We start from the raw sequence: 17,414 nt of genomic DNA on the forward strand, positions 1-17,414 counted from the left end.
CGTATTACATGGGTGTAACAAACCAGTTCGTTAGTAATCGTTTCAAATATAAGGGGTTTTGGGGGTACAAACAAAGGCTCACCTCACCACCCTGTACACCGGGTACCTCAAATACCCCGGCTCCGCATAGGGCGAGTGCCTGTACACAAACCGCAGTTGCGCTGCAGCGCTATTGGCAAAAGCGCTGTCCGCCGCCTTACGTTTTTCCAGCTCCGCTTTTATTACCGGGTGGCGGCGCAGGTATTCCGCGGCCGTGTCCTCAAACACATAGCTGGAATAGCCTTCTTTCTGTCCCAGTATGCTGTCAAAGAAGTTCCAGGCAAAGAAGGAGTCGCCGCCGGTGGGCTCCAGGGTCTCTACCAGGTAGCGGTTGGCCACCTGGTTCAGGGGAATGTAGTAGTCGCCTTTCCGGAAAGTGATGGAATCTTTGCCGGCCCTTACTTTTACCTGGCTGTGCAGGTAGTGTCCTTCATAGGGCCGGGAGGCTGTTTTGTAGTCTTCAATATGGTATACCTCTACTACCAGGGTAGTGTCTTTGGGCAGGCGTTGCATCATCACTTTGTTGTTTTGCAGCAGGTCCAGCACGGGCCACCAGCCCTGTGGAATGATGTAGGCCTCCGGTTTCTGCACAAAATTGCCCGGCTCCGCATGGTTGTAGAAGCGTATCTGCCGCTCATAAGGCCGGTTGCGGTCGTAATACAGGCGGGGCAGGCCGGATACTTCGCTGGGCTTGTACCCTGCCGCATATCCTTTAAAGGTGATGTTACTGTAGCGGTGCATATCCGGCGTCCATTCCAGGGGGAAGGCGGCCTGTGTTTTTACGGCTGCCCTGGCTTGTTCCCGCAGGGCTTTTATCTGTTCGCTGTGCTGGCTTACAAAGCTGATAAAGCTCTGCATTAATGCGTAAGTGGCCTGCACCCGTTGGGGGTATGGCTTCAGCATATGGGTTTCCGGCACAAAGCCAAAGGTATGGAACAGGGCGGCGTACCCGCTGGAGTAGCGGGGACCGTCGGCAAACTCCACCCAGCCGCTGTCCGGTGTCTCGCCAAAATGGTTCACGTAGGGCACCAGGTCAAAGCCGTGGGTTTTCATCAGCCGGTAAATGCCCGGTTCAAATGTTTTGTTGAGGTATTCGCCCATCGGGCCGCCCAGCTTGTTGTGCTGGGTGGATAGCAGGGTCATCACGTGCTGGTAATCAGCGCCGTTGCTCACATGGTTGTCAATGAACACATCCGGGTCGGTCAGTTGAAAGATCTGCTGGAAGGAGCGGGCGTTCCGGGAGTCGGCCTTGATGAAATCCCGGTTCAGGTCCAGGTTGCGGCTATTGCCGCGGGAGCCGAAGGCGGCGGGGCCGTTCTGGTCCACGCGGTAGTAGGGACTACGGTTCAGGGCGCCGCCAATATTGTAGAGGGGGATCACGGCCAGCACGATATTTTCCGGCAGTTGTTCCCTGCCCTGGGCCAGGTTGCGCAGCAGCATCATGCTGGCGTCAATGCCGTCCGGCTCCCCGGGATGGATGCCATTGTTGATCAGGATAATACGTTTGTCCTTTTTTCTCAGGCTGTTAAAGTCAAAATCCCCCTGGGCGGAGTAAATGGCCAGGTGCAGGGGAAAGCCGGCGTCGGTAGGGCCCATTTCCAGCAGCTTGATCTGCGAAAAGCGCTGGTCCAGCAGTTGGTAATAGGCAATGCATTCCTGGTAAGTGGCGGTTTCCTTTCCCTGGCTGCGCTCAAAGCGGGTGCGCAGGTCCTGAGAAGCAGCCCAAAGCGGCAGCAGTAAGGCGGCGGCGATCAGTAATGGCTTCATCCGTTCCTTGTTGGTTTAGTTTTGGTTGCGTATGGTAAAACAAAAAGCCCTTCCCGTATTACAGGAAGAGCCGTATATGTTAATAATGTAGTGGTGGCGTGTACTAGGCCAGGGCATTCACCTTCTTAGCCAGCTTGCTCTTCAGGTTGGAAGCCTTGTTCTTATGGATCACGTTACGTTTAGCCAGCTTGTCGATCATAGCGATCACTTCTGAAAGATCCTTCTGGGCAGCGGCCTTGTCAGTTACCGCCTTCAGGTCACGGATGGCATTACGGGTGGTTTTACCGTAGTAACGGTTACGCTCGTTACGCTTTCTGCTCTGACGTACGTCTTTTTTCGTTGCTTTATGGTTTGCCATTTTTCTATTTTCAGTTTCAGGAGGGCAAAGGTACGGATAAGTTTTTTACAAACAAAACAAAATTAATGCGCGGATGGATGGACAGGCGCAGATGCGCGTCCACATATTTGCACATTTTTATTCATTAATTTACTACCGCTTTAACAAAAAACAAGCGATATTTGCAATCCAATATTACTACGGAAAATCAAATTTCAACAGAAACGACCATGCAAGAGCCTGGGTTTAGCGTATCAGAGGGGGGATGTAGGTCCACACTGTGGCTGGGTCAGGTGAATCCGTGTGTAAGAATATTTCTTATGCATGGGCACATGCATGCGAGGGTCCATGAGGCTGTTGAAAAAGTAAAAAAACAGGTATTACCGAATGTAATTTGAACCGAAGACCAAGCAAAACTCGTTGTAAATGAAGGACTTCTCTTTTGTCACTAACTCGCATCCGGCCTACATTGAATCTTTATACCAGGATTACAGAAAAGACCCGCATTCCGTTGATCCTGACTGGGCGAAATTTTTTGAGGGGTTTGATTTTGCGGTGTCTAATCTGAATGGAAAGGCGGGAGGAGCAGCAGTGGCGGGAAGTACCGCTTTACCGGTTACCGGCGACCAGCTCACCAGGGAACTGGGCGTATATAAGCTCATCCAGGCATACCGCAAAAAAGGGCACCTGATCTCCAAAACCAACCCCATCCGGGAAAGAAAAGACCGGCAGGCCAACCTGGATATTTCCTTCTTTGGCCTGGGCGAAGCCGACCTTAAGACGGAATTTCACGCCGGCCAGGTGATCGGCCTGGGCAAAACGTCCCTGGAAAAGATCGTTGACCGGCTGAAACAGGTGTATGCCGGCTCCGTAGGACTGGAATTCACCTATATCAACGATGCCAAAAAAGTGGAATGGCTGCAGCGGGAAATGGAAAACACCCTGCACCAGCCCATGCCCCTGGAAAAGAGAAAGCGCGTCCTGCAAAAGCTCAACCAGGGCGTGATCTTCGAAAAATTCCTTCATACCAAGTATATCGGGCAAAAACGCTTTTCCCTGGAAGGCGGCGAAAATACCATCCCCGCCCTGGATGCCATGATCAATACCGCATCCGAGCATGGCGTGCAGGAGGCCGTGATAGGTATGGCCCACCGCGGGCGCCTGAACGTACTGGCCAATATCCTGGGTAAAACCTACGAGCAGATCTTTACGGAATTTGAAGGGATCGCTACCCCCGATATTACAATGGGCAGCGGGGACGTGAAATACCACCTCGGCTTCCGCGCCATGATAGATACGCCTGCCGGTAAAAAGATCAACCTGCAGCTCATACCCAACCCTTCCCACCTGGAAGTGGTAGACCCGCTGGTAACCGGCTTTGCGCGCAGCAAGGCGGATGTGATCTACAACAGCGATTACGACCGCATACTGCCCATCCTGATACATGGCGATGCCGCCATTGCCGGGCAGGGCGTAGTGTACGAGCTGGTGCAGATGAGCAACCTGAAAGGATACTATACCGGCGGCACCATGCACTTTGTGATCAATAACCAGATCGGCTTTACCACCGATTTTGACGATGCCCGTTCCTCCGATTACTGTACCAGCGTAGCGGCCATCGTGCAGGCGCCGGTGTTCCATGTAAACGGCGACGATGCCGAGGCCGTGGTAAAAGTAGCCGAGATCGCCACCCGCTACCGCCAGGAATTCAATTCCGATATTTTTATTGACCTGCTCTGCTACCGCAGGCATGGTCATAACGAAGGCGATGAGCCCAAGTTCACACAACCCAGCCTGTATGCCCTGATCGACAAGCACCCCGATCCGCGCGAAGTATACACCCAGTACCTGCTGAAGAACGGCGAAACCGATGCGCAAACGCTGGCCAAAGACATGCAGCAGCGCTTCTGGGCCGACCTGCAGGAAAGGCTGGATGAGGTAAAACAACGCCCGCTGCCTTACAGCTACCAGACACCGGAGCAATGGTGGGCGGAGCTGCGGAAATCCACCCCGCAGGACTTTGAGCAGTCGCCGGTAACCGCCATCAGGCAGGAGGATTTTACCCGCCTGTTCAACAACCTGATGCAATGGCCGGAAAATTTTGTGCCGCTGCGCAAGGTGGATAAGCTGCTGAAGGACAAAGTGAAGCTGTATGAAAAAGAAGGCAAGGTAGACTGGGCTACCGGCGAGCTGCTGGCCTACGCCAGCCTGCTGATAGAAGGCAAGGACGTGCGTATGAGCGGCGAGGACGTACAGCGCGGCACCTTCTCCCACCGGCACGCCATTTTATTTGACGAGAACACCAATGCTACCTATAACCGCCTGGCCCACCTGCAGGATAAGCAGGGCAAGTTCAGGATCTATAACTCCCTGCTGAGCGAATTTGCTGTAATGGGCTTTGAATATGGTTATGCCCTGGCCAATCCCAATACGCTGGTACTGTGGGAAGCCCAGTACGGCGACTTTGTGAATGGCGCCCAGACCGTGATAGACCAGTACCTGACCAGCGCCGAGCAGAAGTGGACCACCCAGAACGGGCTGGTGCTGCTGCTGCCGCACGGGTATGAAGGCGGCGGCCCGGACCACTCCAACGCCCGGCCGGAACGCTTTTTGCAGGCATGTGCGGAATACAATATCGTAGTGACCAACATCACTACTTCCGCTAACTTCTTCCATGCGCTGCGCCGCCAGCTCACCTGGCCGTTCCGTAAACCGCTGGTGAACTTCTCGCCCAAGGCCAACCTGCGCCACCAGGGCTCTTACTCCAGCATGGAGGAGTTTACCAATGGCGGATTTAAGGAAGTGCTGGACGATCCGTTCATTGATGATCCGGCCCAGGTGAAGAAAGTACTGTTCTGCACCGGCAAGATCTACTTTGACCTGAGCGAAAAGCAAATGAAGGAAGGCCGCAAGGATGTAGCCATTGTAAGGATGGAGCAACTGTACCCGCTGCCGGTAGCCCAGTTGGAAGCCATTGCCCAGCGCTACAAGGGAGCCACCTGGTTCTGGGTACAGGAAGAGCCGCTGAATATGGGCGCTGCTTCCTACCTGCAAATGAACCTGAAACAGTTGAACTACGGCGTGATCAGCCGCAACCCGAGCGCCGCCACCGCCACCGGTTATGCCAAAGTGCATACCCGCGAGCAGCAGGAGATCATTGATACAGCATTCAACATATAGTTGAAAAAAATATTGCAAACAGAAAACTGAAATAATGGTTGTCGAAATCAAAGTTCCTACGGTAGGAGAATCTATAAGCGAGGTAACAATTGCGAAGTGGTTGAAAAAAGACGGAGACTATGTGCAGCAGGATGAAGTGTTATGCGAAATGGAATCGGAGAAGGCCACCTTTGAATTGAATGCAGAAAAAGCGGGGGTATTGAAAATTGCCGCTCCTGAAGGCGCTACGTTAAACATCGGTGATGTAGCCTGCTCAATTGATACCGATGCGGCAGCGCCCGCACAGGCGGCGCCTGAAGCCAAAACAGTGGCTGCCGCGGAAACGCTGCCTGATAAAGCGGAAACGGCTGTGCCCGGCCCGCCTCCCGCCGGTAAAGGAATTATTGATGTGAAAGTACCCACTGTAGGGGAGTCCATCAGCGAGGTCACCCTGGTGAAATGGCTGAAACAGGACGGCGACTACGTAGAGCGCGATGAAATGGTGTGCGAGATGGAATCCGAAAAAGCCACCTTTGAGCTGAACGCGGAAGAAGCCGGCATCCTGAAGATCGTAGCCAAAGAAGGAGACACCCTGCAGATAGGCGATATTGCCTGCAAAATAGATACCGACGCGCCGCGCCCCGCCGGTAAGGCGCCGGCTGCTCCTGCGCAGCCTGCCAAAGCCGCCGCCGCTCCGCAGCCGCAACAGGCGCCGGTAACCAGCATCCCCGGCAACATAAAGGCTACCCCGGTGGCCGCCGCCGTAATAGCAGACAAGCATGTGGACCCTGCCTCCATCAAAGGCAGCGGCGCACATGGCAAAATATTAAAGGACGATGTATGGGCCGCCCTGCAGAACCCGGGCGTGGCCATCGGCCAGGAGCTGTTTACCCGCAACGAGCGCCGGGAAAGAATGAGCAACCTGCGCAAAACGGTGTCCCGCCGCCTGGTGGAAGCCAAGAACACCACCGCCATGCTCACCACTTTCAACGAAGTGGATATGACCCGTATCATGGAGATACGCGCCAAGTACAAAGAGGTGTTCAAAAAGCAGTTCGAGGTAAACCTGGGCTTCATGAGCTTCTTTACCAAAGCCTGCTGCTTTGCCCTGCAGGAGTTCCCGTCCGTAAACGCGTATATTGACGGGGAAGAGCTGGTGTTCCATGACTTTTGCGATATTTCCATCGCGGTGTCTGCTCCCAAAGGCCTGGTAGTGCCGGTGATCCGCAACGCCGAGAGCCTGGGCATGGCAGACATCGAGAAGAAAGTGGTGGAACTGGCTACCAAAGCCCGCGACAACAAGCTCACCATGGAGGAAATGACCGGCGGTACCTTTACCATCACCAATGGCGGCGTATTCGGCTCCCTCATGAGCACGCCCATCATTAACATACCGCAGTCCGCTATCCTCGGCATGCACAAGATACAGGAGCGCCCCATGGCAGTGAACGGCCAGGTCGTGATACGCCCCATGATGTACGTAGCCCTCAGCTACGACCACCGTATCATTGACGGCCGCGAATCCGTAAGCTTCCTGGTAAGGGTGAAGGAAATGCTGGAAAATCCCGAGCAACTGCTGTTTGGCAAAGACCCGGTAAAGGCCCTTTTGAAATTATAAGTAAAAAAGAAAAAATAAAAATCTTAAGGCAGTGCTTTTTATGAAGGCGCTGCCTTTTTGTTTTCGTTGTCATTTTATTTTTACTTTTTACTTTTTTACTTTTTCCTTTGCAACATGACCCGCTGGGAAAATTACCTGTTGTCTGCAGAACATATAGTGCACGCCTACGACGGCGCCCTGCCCCTGCACCATTTCCTGAAAACATTCTTCAGGGAGCGTCCCAAAATGGGCAGCCGCGACCGACGCTGGGTGTCGCAACTGGTATATGCTTTTTACCGTCTCGGGCATTTATGGAAAGCGGGAATGCCCGTGCCGGAAAGAATACTGCTGGGGCAGTTCCTGTGCGCCACGCAGGAGGATGAGCTGCTGGCTTTTTTCCGGCCGGAGTGGAATGAAAAAGCAGGCCTGCCTGTAACGGAAAAGTTGGCCCTGGTTTCCCGGAACGGGCAGCCTCCCACGATGGAAGGCATCTTCCCGTTTGTAAGCGAGCTCTCCGAAGGCATTGCCCCACAGGAATTTGTACCATCTTTTTTTACGCAACCCCGCCTGTTCATCCGTGTGCGGAAGAATAAGCAGGATGCCATAGCCGCCCTCTTGCAGCAGACTGGCGTAGCATTTGAGTGGCAGGCGCCCGATGTGCTGTCCCTGCCCAACGGCACTAAAACGGAAACGATCATTCCCCAACGGGATTGGTACGAAGTGCAGGACGCCTCTTCGCGGCAAACCGGCCGGTTGTTTCAGCCCGGGCCGGGGCAGCGCTGGTGGGACTGTTGTGCGGCCAGCGGTGGTAAATCCCTGCTGTTGCTGGACCAGGAGCCTGGCGTGCAGCTAACGGTAAGCGATATACGCCCTTCTATCCTCCATAACCTGCAGCAGCGTTTTGCAGCCGCAGGCATACATCGCTATGAAAGCAGGGTGCTGGACCTGGCGCAGCCGGTGCCGCCTTCCATATTCGGCCGGCAGTTGTTTGACGGTATTATCCTGGATGCGCCCTGCAGCGGCTCCGGTACCTGGGGCCGCACCCCGGAGAATCTGTATTTTTTCAGGCAGGAGCAGATTGCCGTGTTCCAGGCATTGCAAAGGCGGATAGCCGCTAACGTGATACCGCTGCTAAAGCCGGGTGGCACGCTGATCTACATTACCTGCTCGGTTTTCCGGCAGGAGAATGAAGCTGTGGTGCAGCATCTTTGTGAATCCACCGGCTTGCAACGGCAGGCAGGCGGCATAATACCGGGCTATATGCATGGCGCAGATACCATGTTTGCCAATGTGCTGGTGAAACCTTAGTACTTCACCATCTTCACCACTTCCTGTTCTTTCCCCTGCACCATTCTCAGGTAATAAAACCCGGCGGGCAGTGACGCCAGCCCGGTTTGCTGCGTGATGTAGCTGTAAGTGCCCTGGGGCGTTGCCTGCCAATGGCGGGTAAGCCGGCCGCTTGCGTCTATAAGCTGGAAGTGTACCATTGCCTGGCTGGCAGACCGGTAATAGATGTGCAACTGGTTGCTGAAGGGGTTGGGAAATACTTTGATGGACTGGTTATTTAACTGTGTGCGGATGTAGGCCGTGTCCTGCAGGTCCATTTTCAGGAGCGAGTCGTAGGCGGCGCGGAAATTGGGGATGCCGTACCCGATGCGGTTGTCCGGTGTAGCATGCTGGCTGGAGGAGGCCTTTACGGCCTGCAGAATTTCCATATTGGTACGCCGGGGAAAAGCCTGCCACAGGCAGGCTACCAGCCCTGCTATCACGGGGCAGGCATAGGAGGTGCCATTGCCGCTGCTAACGGCGCCGTTTACATTTACAAAGGCAGTACCCACGCCCAGGGCCGCCACATCGGGCTTGATGCGCCCGTCCGCAGCGGGCCCGTAGCTGCTGAAGGCCGCCACCTGTCCCTGGCTGTTCACCGCGGCTACGGCCAGCACGCTGTCCGCATCCGCCGGGGTTAGCAGGTAGCGCCAATCCAGGTTGCCTTCATTGCCGGCGGAGTTCACCACGATCATGCCCTTACGCGCCGCCATGGCAGCGGCCCGGGCGGCGGTGGTGCTGCGCCCGTCCAGTTGGGCATAGGTGTGGTCAAAGGCCGGGTTGTCGAAGGTATTATAGCCCACGGAAGAGGAGATCACATCCACGCCCAGGCTGTCTGCCAGTTCTGCTGCGGCGGCCCAGTTCATTTCTTCTACAGGCTGTTCCGCGCCTGCTTCTTCGGTACGGAGCAGTATATATGCGGCTTCCGGCGCAGTGCCGGTCATTTCGCCGGGCAGGTTGGCAGCCAGTATGGACAGCACCTGCGTGCCATGTTCGCCGTAACCGTATACGTTGGTGCTGTTGTCCGTAAAGTTGCGGGTAGCCGTGATCTTTTGCTGTTCGCGTAGCCAGGCAAAGGCCCGGTTATAGTCCACGGATGGGAAACCGGCATCCAGCACGGCTATCAGCATACCCTCGCCCCGCAGGTGCCTGTCATGCAGATATTCCCCTTCATGCAGGTGTACCTGCGTATAGGCGTTGCCATAATCAAGACCGCTGGTTCCGTTGATGCGGGCATTTGTAGTAATGATGTAGGGCTGTTCGCCTGCTGCCGGCGCTGCGCGCCGGGCGCTTGCCTCCAGCGATCTTACAAAGGGCAGGCTTTGTATTTTGCCCAGGGCTGCGGTATCGCTGGTTCGGATAACGACCCCGTTCTGCCAGCGCAGGGCGTATAGTAGTTGTACGCTGCCGGTTTGCAGCACGCTGTCGATATAAGCCGGGTTTACCGGCAGGTCTGTACTGTCAATGGCAATGTTTTGCCTGTCCCGCCGCTGCAGGGCGCGTGGCGACAGGTAAGCCGCCGGCTCCTCCAGCCGGTAAGGGGTTCCCTGCCTGCCGGTAAAGGAGATCACGTAGCGGGGCGCCTGGGCCCTTGCAGGTAAACCAGCCACCAGTAATAAAAAGGAGAAAATAAGGTAAGCCGGGAGTAAAGTTGTTTTCACACTACGTGCTGTCTTTTGTATTTAAATATAAAGAAAAGGGCCGGATAAAATCATCCGGCCCTGCTTTGCTTTTTTGGTGTTATGATTACTGGATCACAATTTTTTTAGTGTAAGTATGCCGGCCGTTGGTAACGGTCACTATATAGAACCCGCTGGCAATGTTGCCCGTGGGAATGGTGAGCACCCCGGCATTCGCCTTGTGGCAGGCTACCACTCTTTTGTTGATATCCACGATCACTACCAGCACCGGCGCGCTGGCGTCGTATTTATCCAGCCTCAGGGTGAAGGTGCCGCCCTGCACTAACGGATTGGGATATACGAGTATGTTGCCGCTTGCCGTGCAGTCCGCTTTTTTCCCGGGTACAGCCGCTGCAGCCAGGGTAGTGCGCGCTGCCGCGCCCGCAACGCCGTAGTTGAACTGCTCCCAGCCCTGTATGGCGGTACGGTTGCAGGTCATGGCGGCTGCCCCGTTCTCGGAAGAAACATACAGGCCGTTATTGCCCCGCAGGGAAATGCTCCCGTCCGCATTCACGATCCAGTCAAATTTCTCCCAGTCCTGTATAGACGGGCGGTTGCAGTTCATGGGCTGTTCGCCGTTCTCGGACGAAACGTATTTATCCAGGTTGCGCAGCGCTATTTTGCCGCTGCCCGCGTCCACTACCAGGAACTGGTTCCATCCCTGTACCAGGGTGGCATTGCACCACATGGGGCCTTCGCCGTTCTTGGAGCTTACATACTGGCCATTGTTGCCCTGCAGCCAGATGGTTTGCCCGATAGGGGCATCGCCCGGCGGGGGAGGATTGCCGCCGCCCCGTTCCAGCACCACTTCATGAATGGCGGAGAGCAGGGAATTGGCGCCGGTGGCATCCTGGGAAAGCTCCCATATCATAATGCCGCCGCCCTGGTCAAAGGCCAGGTTGGTTTTACGCTTGATAGTGGTGATGCCGTTGTAGCCTACGTTGTCAAACACGTCGGCATAGGGATTGGCGCCCCTGTTTACCAGTTGCGCGTAGGATTCCCAGGTAGGCCTTCCGTAAAATGGCGCGCCCAGTATGGCTTTCTCTGCGGGGAGGCCCCGGCCTCTCCAGTAGTTCAGCGACTGTACGGCGTAATTGTAAGTAGAATGCTGGAAATTGTTCTGATCATAGGCCATCAGCATCAGGTAATCCACCAGCGGGAATACGCTGCTTAATATGCTGCCGCCATTGGCGCCTATTACGGCTGCGGTGAGCAACTTGCCACGGCTGTGCATGGCGCTGGAGAGCTGCCGCATCAGGGCCACATAGTTGTTGGCGGAGGCCCCGGCATCCGGGTACTCCCAGTCAATGTCCACACCGTCCAGCCCGTACTGGTTCACAAAATTGATCATGTTGTTCACAAAGTTGTTGCGGTAGGTGCTGTTGGCTGCCAGGCTTTCAAAGCCACTGTCGTTGCCATCGTTCCAGCCGCCCACGGAGATCAGCACCTTCACGCCGTTGGCATGGGCAGTGCTCACCAGGCTTTGCAGCTTGGATGGATTGTCAATTGATTGCAGTCCGCCGGTAGCAGTAGGCAGCAGGAAGGCGTAGTTAATGTGCGTGAGCTTGCTGTATTGCACGGCGTTTACACTGCCGGACCAGGAAGGCATGTAGCCGATCACTTTAAAGTCTTCAGCAGCAATGGCAGGCGCCACTTCGCTGGTTGCAGCAGCGCTTACTTCGCCCCAGGCAAATGCTTCCCAGCCGGAAATGGAGGGCCGGTTGCAGTTCATAGGCTGTTCGCCGTTCTCGGAGCAAACGTACATGCCGTTATTGCCTTTCAGGGAGATCTTGCCGTCCGCATTTACGATCCAGTCAAATTTCTCCCAGTCCTGTATAGACGGGCGGTTGCAGTTCATGGGCTGTTCGCCGTTCTCTGAGCTTACATACAAGCCGTTGTTGCCCCGCAGTGCGATCTTGCCGCCGCCGGCATCCACCACTACAAACTGTTCCCATCCCTGTACGCTGGCGCGGTTGCAGTTCATAGGTTGTTCGCCGTTCTCGGAGCTTACGTACTGGTTGTTAAAGCCCTGCAGCCAGATGGTTTTACCGATGGGCGCATTGGCCGGGGGAGGGGTGGAACCGGGCGCCACTGCGGCAATAGTGCCATTGTTGGCCACGCAGTTGGCGAATCTGATGTTGTTCAGCACCGCAGCCATATTCGCCGCGCCGTCCATGAGGTAGGGCGGGTTAATGCGCATCAGCGCCGCGTTCTCCTGGCTGTCAAAACGCTTGTAGGTCCAGTGGCACCAGCCGATGCCTTTGGAGTTCAGCGCCTGAATGTTCTCGCTCAGCCAGGCATTATTGTTCTCGCCGGTTTCTCCCACCCATACCGGCACGTTGTGTGTGCTGCGGAAGTTCACCATGTTGGCGATCAGGTTGATCTGGTTGGGATTGGGATCGGTTTGCGTGGTGGAGTTGGTGATCCAGTAGCGGTGTGCGTTGTACACCAGGTTGGAACGGTTGCTGAACGTAAACGGCTCCATATAGTCGTAATTGTTACCCCAGCCGTTGCCTTCAATCATCAGCAGGTGGGTATCGCCCAGCCCGCGAATGGTGTTGATCAGCCTTTCGTACAGGTCATGTATCCAGCGGTTGTCCGGTACGTTGTTCGGCTCATTGACCAGGTCATAAAATGCAATGCCGGAATGGTTCATATACCGGCTGGCCAGGCGCTGCCACAGGCGAACGGTTATGTCCTGGTAAATGCTCCTGTTCCAGAGGTCATTGCCTGCAAGGGCGTCTGAAATGTTGGCGTCCGTGCCCTGTGCGCCCGGTGCGGCGTGCAGGTCCAGCACCACGTACATGTTGTTGGCCCCTGTCCAGCGCAGCAGGCTGTCAATGGTACGGAAACCTTCCAGGTTGGCATCGTTGAACAACTGGTTGCTGTTGTACCAACTGGTCAGGGAATTCACATAGTTATTGTAATTCCCGGAGTTGCGGGCCACGCTGTTGCGCACGGCTCTTTGCGCGCTGGTCAGGAACAGCTCATAGTGCATAGGCAAACGTATGCAGTTGAAGCCCAGCGAAGCCAGGTAGTCAATGTCCGCTTTGGTAATGAAGTTGTCGCGCCAGCTTTGGTAAAACGCTTCTACGGCGGCATCGGACTGTCCCTGGTCGTACAATCTTTTTTTGATGGACCACTGGGTGCCGCCGCCGGAAAAGGAGGGCTTAATCATGTAGCCTTCCTGCAGCAGCCAGCCGCCCAGCCCTACGGCCTTCAGGATCACTTCCTGGTTACTGGCGTTCACAATGCGCTGGCCGTCTGCCCGCAACCGCGACAGTTGCGCCCGGGCAGGGAGGAGGCCCATGCAGAGCATCAGCAGCAGCAGGGAAATTCTGTAAAAAGGGGATAGATAACATGCGTGGCGTGGCCGCCCGCGAAAGCGGATAGTAGAACGGTCTTTCATAGAGGGTGCTTGGTTTTAGTTAAAATTTGAATAATGGTTATTTCGTACCCGGCACGCATAGTGCCGGGCATAGGGGGTCGCACAAGATGAAGAGAAGTACTATCCGTTCAGGGGAAATTCATCAAATATCATATCCATGTATGATGTTACAGGCGCTGGATGATGCCGCCGCCTATCACGTCGTCGCCTTCGTAGAATACGGCAGACTGCCCGGGCGCAATGCCTTTTACCTGTTCGTAGAAGCGCACGTGCACCTGCCCGTTATCGCCATGATACAGGTTGCTCAGCGCGCCTTTATCCTTGTAGCGGATCTTGGTAACCACTTCCAGCCCTTCGGGAATGTGGTCGTATTTAACCAGGTTGATGCCGGCCACCCGCATTTCGCTGCGCTGCAGGTCGTCTTCTTCGCCCAGCACCACGGTATTGGTTTCGGGGATAATGCTGGTCACGTACACGGGCCTGCCCAGGGCAATGTCCAGCCCCTTGCGCTGGCCGATGGTATAGAAGGGGTAGCCTTTGTGCTGGCCTACAATGGTGCCGTCCTTCAGCACAAAATTGCCCCCGCTCACCTTTTCCTCCAGGCCGGATACCCGGCGCTTCAGGAAGCCGCGGTAGTCATTGTCCGGCACAAAGCAGATCTCGTAGCTTTCCGCTTTTTTGGCCAGTTCGGGATAGCCGAAGTCGTGGGCCATTTGCCGGATCTCGGTCTTGCGGTACTGCCCCAGCGGCAGCAGGGTACGGGCCAGCACGTCCTGCTGCAGGCCCCAGAGCACATAGCTCTGGTCTTTCAGCTCGTCCACGCCTTTGCTGATCACATAGCGGCCGTTCAGCTCGCGTATCTGCCCGTAGTGGCCGGTGGCGATAAAAGCGCAGTCCATGGCGTCGGCCCTTTTGAGGAGCGCCCGCCATTTGATATGGGTGTTGCACAGCACGCAGGGGTTGGGGGTGCGGCCGGCCAGGTATTCGTCTACAAAGTTATTGATCACAAAATCCCCGAATTCGTCCCGGATGTCCAGTACGAAATGCGGAAACCCGTGCTGCACGGCGGCTGCCCGGGCATCGTTGAAAGAGTCCAGGTTACAGCAGCCCGTTTCCTTTTTGCTGGAACCGGCGGATGCGTAATCCCAGGTCTTCATGGTGATGCCCACCACTTCATATCCTTGCTCATGCAGCATCAGCGCCGTTACAGTACTGTCTATACCGCCGCTCATTGCTACCAGCACTTTGCCATGTCTGCTCATATCTTAACCATTGAAGCTGCAAAGTTAGGGTAAAATGCAGAAAGGGGTCTATTTCAGGAAATTTTTGACGATCCTGTGTTTTCCGATGGTAAAAACAGTGTCAAACAGGAAGGGCATCCGGGCCAGGGTCTTCAGCACCCGGGCTTTTCGCTGCAGGTCTGCCCCCGCCGCTTTATAGAGGGCCTGCTCATAGGTTTTCAGGTATGCCGCGCTGAAATTGCCGGCTGCGAAGCAGCGGATCGCCTGTTCCGCCGCCAGTTTGCCGCTCAATACCGCGTTGCCGATACCGTCCCCGCTTACCGGGTCTATCAGGCAGGCTGCATCGCCGGCCAGCAGGAAATGGTCGCCGCTCATGGTCACCCACCTGGAGCCCAGGGGCAGGCCGCAGCCCTGCAGCGGCCCTGCCGGCTGTGCATCCCGGAATTTGCTGCGCAGGATGGCGGAGCGTTCAATAAAATCGTAAAAAGCCTGCTTTACGTTGATCTGCTTTTTTACCACATCATCGGACAGCACGCCCATGCCGGCATTTACCAGCCCGCCGTGGATGGGGAACACCCAGAAATATCCCGGCAGGTATTTCCGGTCAAAATATACTTCCGTACAGGTATCCTCCATGCCGCCCACCTGGCGGTAGTAGCGCCGTACAGCGGCTACATGGTGCCTCCGGTCCATTTGTTGCCAGGTCAGTTGTTTGGCCGTTACCCCATTGGTGCCGTCCGCGCCTACCAGCAGGGTGGCATGGAAAGCCTCTTGCCCGTTCCGGGTGGTAACGGTAAAACCGCTCCCGGAGTGCATGATCTCGCTGATCTCCCTGCCTTCCAGCACCTCCACGGCGCCGCGTTCTTTCACGAGGGAGAGCAGGAAATTGTCAAAGCTCATGCGGGTGGCGGTATAGGCTTCCAGGGCCCAGGAAAAATCCAGCTTTTTATTGTTGAAGTAACAGGCCGTTTGCCGGGTAGGCAGTTTTTCCGTGAAAGCGGCCAACGCAGCGGCAAACTGCGGGTCCATCTCGTGCAGGCATTTAATGGCGCGCCCGGGTATGGCATCGCCGCAAACTTTATCCCGGGGAAAGGTGTGCCTGTCTGCAAGGGCTACGCGCAGCCCGGCATGACCAAGCGCCAGGGCGCAGGAAGAGCCGGCCGGTCCGGCGCCAATGATAAGCACATCGTAGTGATTGTTATGGTCCTGGAAGGCCATGCGCGAAGTGATTGCTACAACTTATACAAATTTCTCCTTTGCTGCAAATAATTTCTCAGCCGCTCCCTTTTTCCCATTTTTATTATAAATTCTTAAAAGGTAACCTTATATTTATTGGGTAAAGAATTTAGATATTATAAATGAGTTCCATGTTATCTGCATTAAACAAGGATTACGTAGCCCGGCATCCTGCGCTGGGAATTAGCAAAGATTATTTCAGTTTTCCCGAGAAAGTGCTGCAGTTCGGCACCGGCGTGCTGTTAAGGGGGCTGGTGGACTACCTGGTAGACAAGGCCAACAAGCAGGGGATATTCAGGGGCAGGGTAGTGGTGGTAAAGTCCACGGACGGCCCCGTAACGGAATTTTCTGCACAGGATGGCCTGTACACCACGCATATCAAAGGCGTGTCGCAGGGAGAGCTGGTGAATCAAATGCTGGTGAACGCTTCTATTAGCCGTGTTTTGCAATCGAATGCAGACTGGGGGAAGGTGTTGGAAGCCGTGCATCAGCCTGAACTGCAGGTAATTGTGTCCAACACTACGGAAGTCGGGATACAATATATGGAGGAAAATATCAGCACCGGCGTGCCGGCTTCTTTCCCCGGCAAGCTGCTGGCCGTGCTGTGGGAAAGGTACCGTTATTTTAAAGGCAGCGCCCATACCGGCTTTGTGATCGTGCCTACGGAACTGGTGGTGGACAACGGGCGGCAACTGCAGGAAATAGTGCTGCGGTTAGCGGCGTTTAACCGGTTGCCGGAGGAATTCATCACCTGGATACGAACGGACAATCATTTCTGTAATTCGCTGGTAGACCGGATTGTGCCGGGTAAGCCCCGCAACCTGGAGGAGCTGCAGCAGCAGGCCGGGTATACGGACGACCTGTGGATAGATGTAGAGCCTTTCCTGCTGTGGGCCGTAGAAGGTGGGGAAAATATTCAACAGGTGCTGTCTTTCCAGCAGGCCGATCCGCGCATGCTGATAGCGCCCAGCATCACGCCCTACCGGGAGCAGAAGCTACGCATCCTGAACGGCAGCCATACCGTATCCGTACCGCTGGCTTTCCTGGGCGGGCTCAATACCGTGTACGAATGCATGGAGCATGCTTATATGCGCTCCTTTTTCCGCACCGTGATCGTGGAAGAAATATTACCTACCATAACGGATATTTGCCCGCAGGCCAATACTTTTGCACAGGATGTGCTGGATCGCTTCGCCAATCCTTATATTGCGCATAAGCTCATCAGCATCACTTTCCAGGAAAGCTCCAAAATGAACGCCCGTAATGTGCGCACCCTGCTGCGTTATTACGAGCGGCAGCAGGCCCTGCCCCCGGCCATGTGCCTGGGCTTTGCCGCCATGCTGCTGTTCCTGCGCCCGGTAAAGGAGGAGAACGGCAAATATTACGGCGCCCGCGGCGGAGAGCAATACCTGATCACAGACGATAACGCCGCCCTGTTTGCCAGTTACTGGCAGGAGGTGGATACCTCCCGCAGCGCCACTGTAGCCCGTTTTGTAGAGCAGGTATGTGCGGACAGCCGCCTCTGGGAAAGCGATCTTACCCGGCTGCCCGGCTTTACGGAGCTGTTAACCGGCCACCTGCTGGGCATGTTGCAGGAAGGCGCTATTGCTTATGCGGAAGGGCATCATTTTTCACGTATATGATC

General features: G+C 55.4%; 10 protein-coding genes. 4 read left to right on the plus strand and 6 right to left on the minus strand.

Features of this window, described 5'->3' with window-relative positions:
• Window positions 1-78: 78 nt before the first annotated feature.
• The gene (locus LX66_RS27120; RefSeq protein WP_145719399.1) at window positions 79-1,806 is read right to left on the minus strand and encodes a M14 family metallopeptidase; all 1,728 of its coding nucleotides are present in this window, start codon (window positions 1,804-1,806) and stop codon (window positions 79-81) included.
• Window positions 1,807-1,909: 103 nt separating this feature from the next.
• Window positions 1,910-2,164 carry a 30S ribosomal protein S20 gene (rpsT, locus tag LX66_RS27125; RefSeq protein ID WP_145719401.1) on the minus strand — a complete coding sequence of 85 codons (255 nt, stop codon included), beginning with the start codon at window positions 2,162-2,164 and terminating at the stop codon, window positions 1,910-1,912.
• A gap of 405 nt (window positions 2,165-2,569) precedes the next feature.
• On the opposite strand from rpsT, the gene LX66_RS27130 reads away from it, so the two are divergent.
• The 3 genes from LX66_RS27130 (at window position 2,570) to LX66_RS27140 (ending at window position 8,207) form a co-directional block, all read left to right on the plus strand.
• The gene (locus tag LX66_RS27130; protein WP_145719402.1) at window positions 2,570-5,323 is read left to right on the plus strand and encodes a 2-oxoglutarate dehydrogenase E1 component; all 2,754 of its coding nucleotides are present in this window, start codon (window positions 2,570-2,572) and stop codon (window positions 5,321-5,323) included.
• Window positions 5,324-5,357: 34 nt separating this feature from the next.
• On the plus strand, window positions 5,358-6,920 hold the full coding sequence (gene odhB, locus LX66_RS27135) for a 2-oxoglutarate dehydrogenase complex dihydrolipoyllysine-residue succinyltransferase (protein WP_145719404.1): 1,563 nt from the start codon (window positions 5,358-5,360) through the stop codon (window positions 6,918-6,920).
• Window positions 6,921-7,034: 114 nt separating this feature from the next.
• Window positions 7,035-8,207 carry an RsmB/NOP family class I SAM-dependent RNA methyltransferase gene (locus LX66_RS27140; protein WP_145719407.1) on the plus strand — a complete coding sequence of 391 codons (1,173 nt, stop codon included), beginning with the start codon at window positions 7,035-7,037 and terminating at the stop codon, window positions 8,205-8,207.
• Here the strand turns inward: LX66_RS27140 and LX66_RS27145 are convergent.
• The 4 genes from LX66_RS27145 to LX66_RS27160 all read right to left on the minus strand — a co-directional run bounded on the left by LX66_RS27145 (window position 8,204) and on the right by LX66_RS27160 (window position 15,751).
• The gene (locus LX66_RS27145; protein ID WP_145719409.1) at window positions 8,204-9,886 is read right to left on the minus strand and encodes a S8 family serine peptidase; all 1,683 of its coding nucleotides are present in this window, start codon (window positions 9,884-9,886) and stop codon (window positions 8,204-8,206) included. The genes LX66_RS27140 and LX66_RS27145 overlap by 4 nt on opposite strands.
• An 85-nt stretch (window positions 9,887-9,971) precedes the next feature.
• Window positions 9,972-13,313, minus strand: a complete 3,342-nt coding sequence (locus LX66_RS27150; protein ID WP_145719411.1) for a glycosyl hydrolase family 18 protein — start codon at window positions 13,311-13,313, stop codon at window positions 9,972-9,974.
• 146 nt (window positions 13,314-13,459) lie between these two features.
• A complete protein-coding gene (gene mnmA / locus LX66_RS27155) occupies window positions 13,460-14,554 on the minus strand; it encodes a tRNA 2-thiouridine(34) synthase MnmA (RefSeq protein ID WP_145719412.1) in 1,095 nt (364 codons plus the stop codon).
• Between the two features lie 48 nt (window positions 14,555-14,602).
• Window positions 14,603-15,751, minus strand: coding sequence for a geranylgeranyl reductase family protein (locus tag LX66_RS27160; protein ID WP_145719415.1), 1,149 nt, complete (start codon window positions 15,749-15,751; stop codon window positions 14,603-14,605).
• Between the two features lie 149 nt (window positions 15,752-15,900).
• On the opposite strand from LX66_RS27160, the gene LX66_RS27165 reads away from it, so the two are divergent.
• Window positions 15,901-17,412 carry a tagaturonate reductase gene (locus LX66_RS27165; RefSeq protein WP_145719417.1) on the plus strand — a complete coding sequence of 504 codons (1,512 nt, stop codon included), beginning with the start codon at window positions 15,901-15,903 and terminating at the stop codon, window positions 17,410-17,412.
• The last annotated feature ends 2 nt before the right edge of the window (window positions 17,413-17,414 follow it).

The organism is Chitinophaga japonensis (genome assembly GCF_007830125.1).
GTDB lineage: Bacteria > Bacteroidota > Bacteroidia > Chitinophagales > Chitinophagaceae > Chitinophaga > Chitinophaga japonensis.

What these genes read in the sequence shown, in the direction of transcription:
- LX66_RS27120 (WP_145719399.1), bottom strand. Translation starts at nt 1,806, where the DNA reads ATGAAGCCATTACTGATCGCCGCCGCCTTACTGCTGCCGCTTTGGGCT.
- rpsT (WP_145719401.1), bottom strand. Translation starts at nt 2,164, where the DNA reads ATGGCAAACCATAAAGCAACGAAAAAAGACGTACGTCAGAGCAGAAAG.
- LX66_RS27130 (WP_145719402.1), top strand. Translation starts at nt 2,570, where the DNA reads ATGAAGGACTTCTCTTTTGTCACTAACTCGCATCCGGCCTACATTGAA.
- odhB (WP_145719404.1), top strand. Translation starts at nt 5,358, where the DNA reads ATGGTTGTCGAAATCAAAGTTCCTACGGTAGGAGAATCTATAAGCGAG.
- LX66_RS27140 (WP_145719407.1), top strand. Translation starts at nt 7,035, where the DNA reads ATGACCCGCTGGGAAAATTACCTGTTGTCTGCAGAACATATAGTGCAC.
- LX66_RS27150 (WP_145719411.1), bottom strand. Translation starts at nt 13,313, where the DNA reads ATGAAAGACCGTTCTACTATCCGCTTTCGCGGGCGGCCACGCCACGCA.
- mnmA (WP_145719412.1), bottom strand. Translation starts at nt 14,554, where the DNA reads ATGAGCAGACATGGCAAAGTGCTGGTAGCAATGAGCGGCGGTATAGAC.
- LX66_RS27160 (WP_145719415.1), bottom strand. Translation starts at nt 15,751, where the DNA reads ATGGCCTTCCAGGACCATAACAATCACTACGATGTGCTTATCATTGGC.
- LX66_RS27165 (WP_145719417.1), top strand. Translation starts at nt 15,901, where the DNA reads ATGTTATCTGCATTAAACAAGGATTACGTAGCCCGGCATCCTGCGCTG.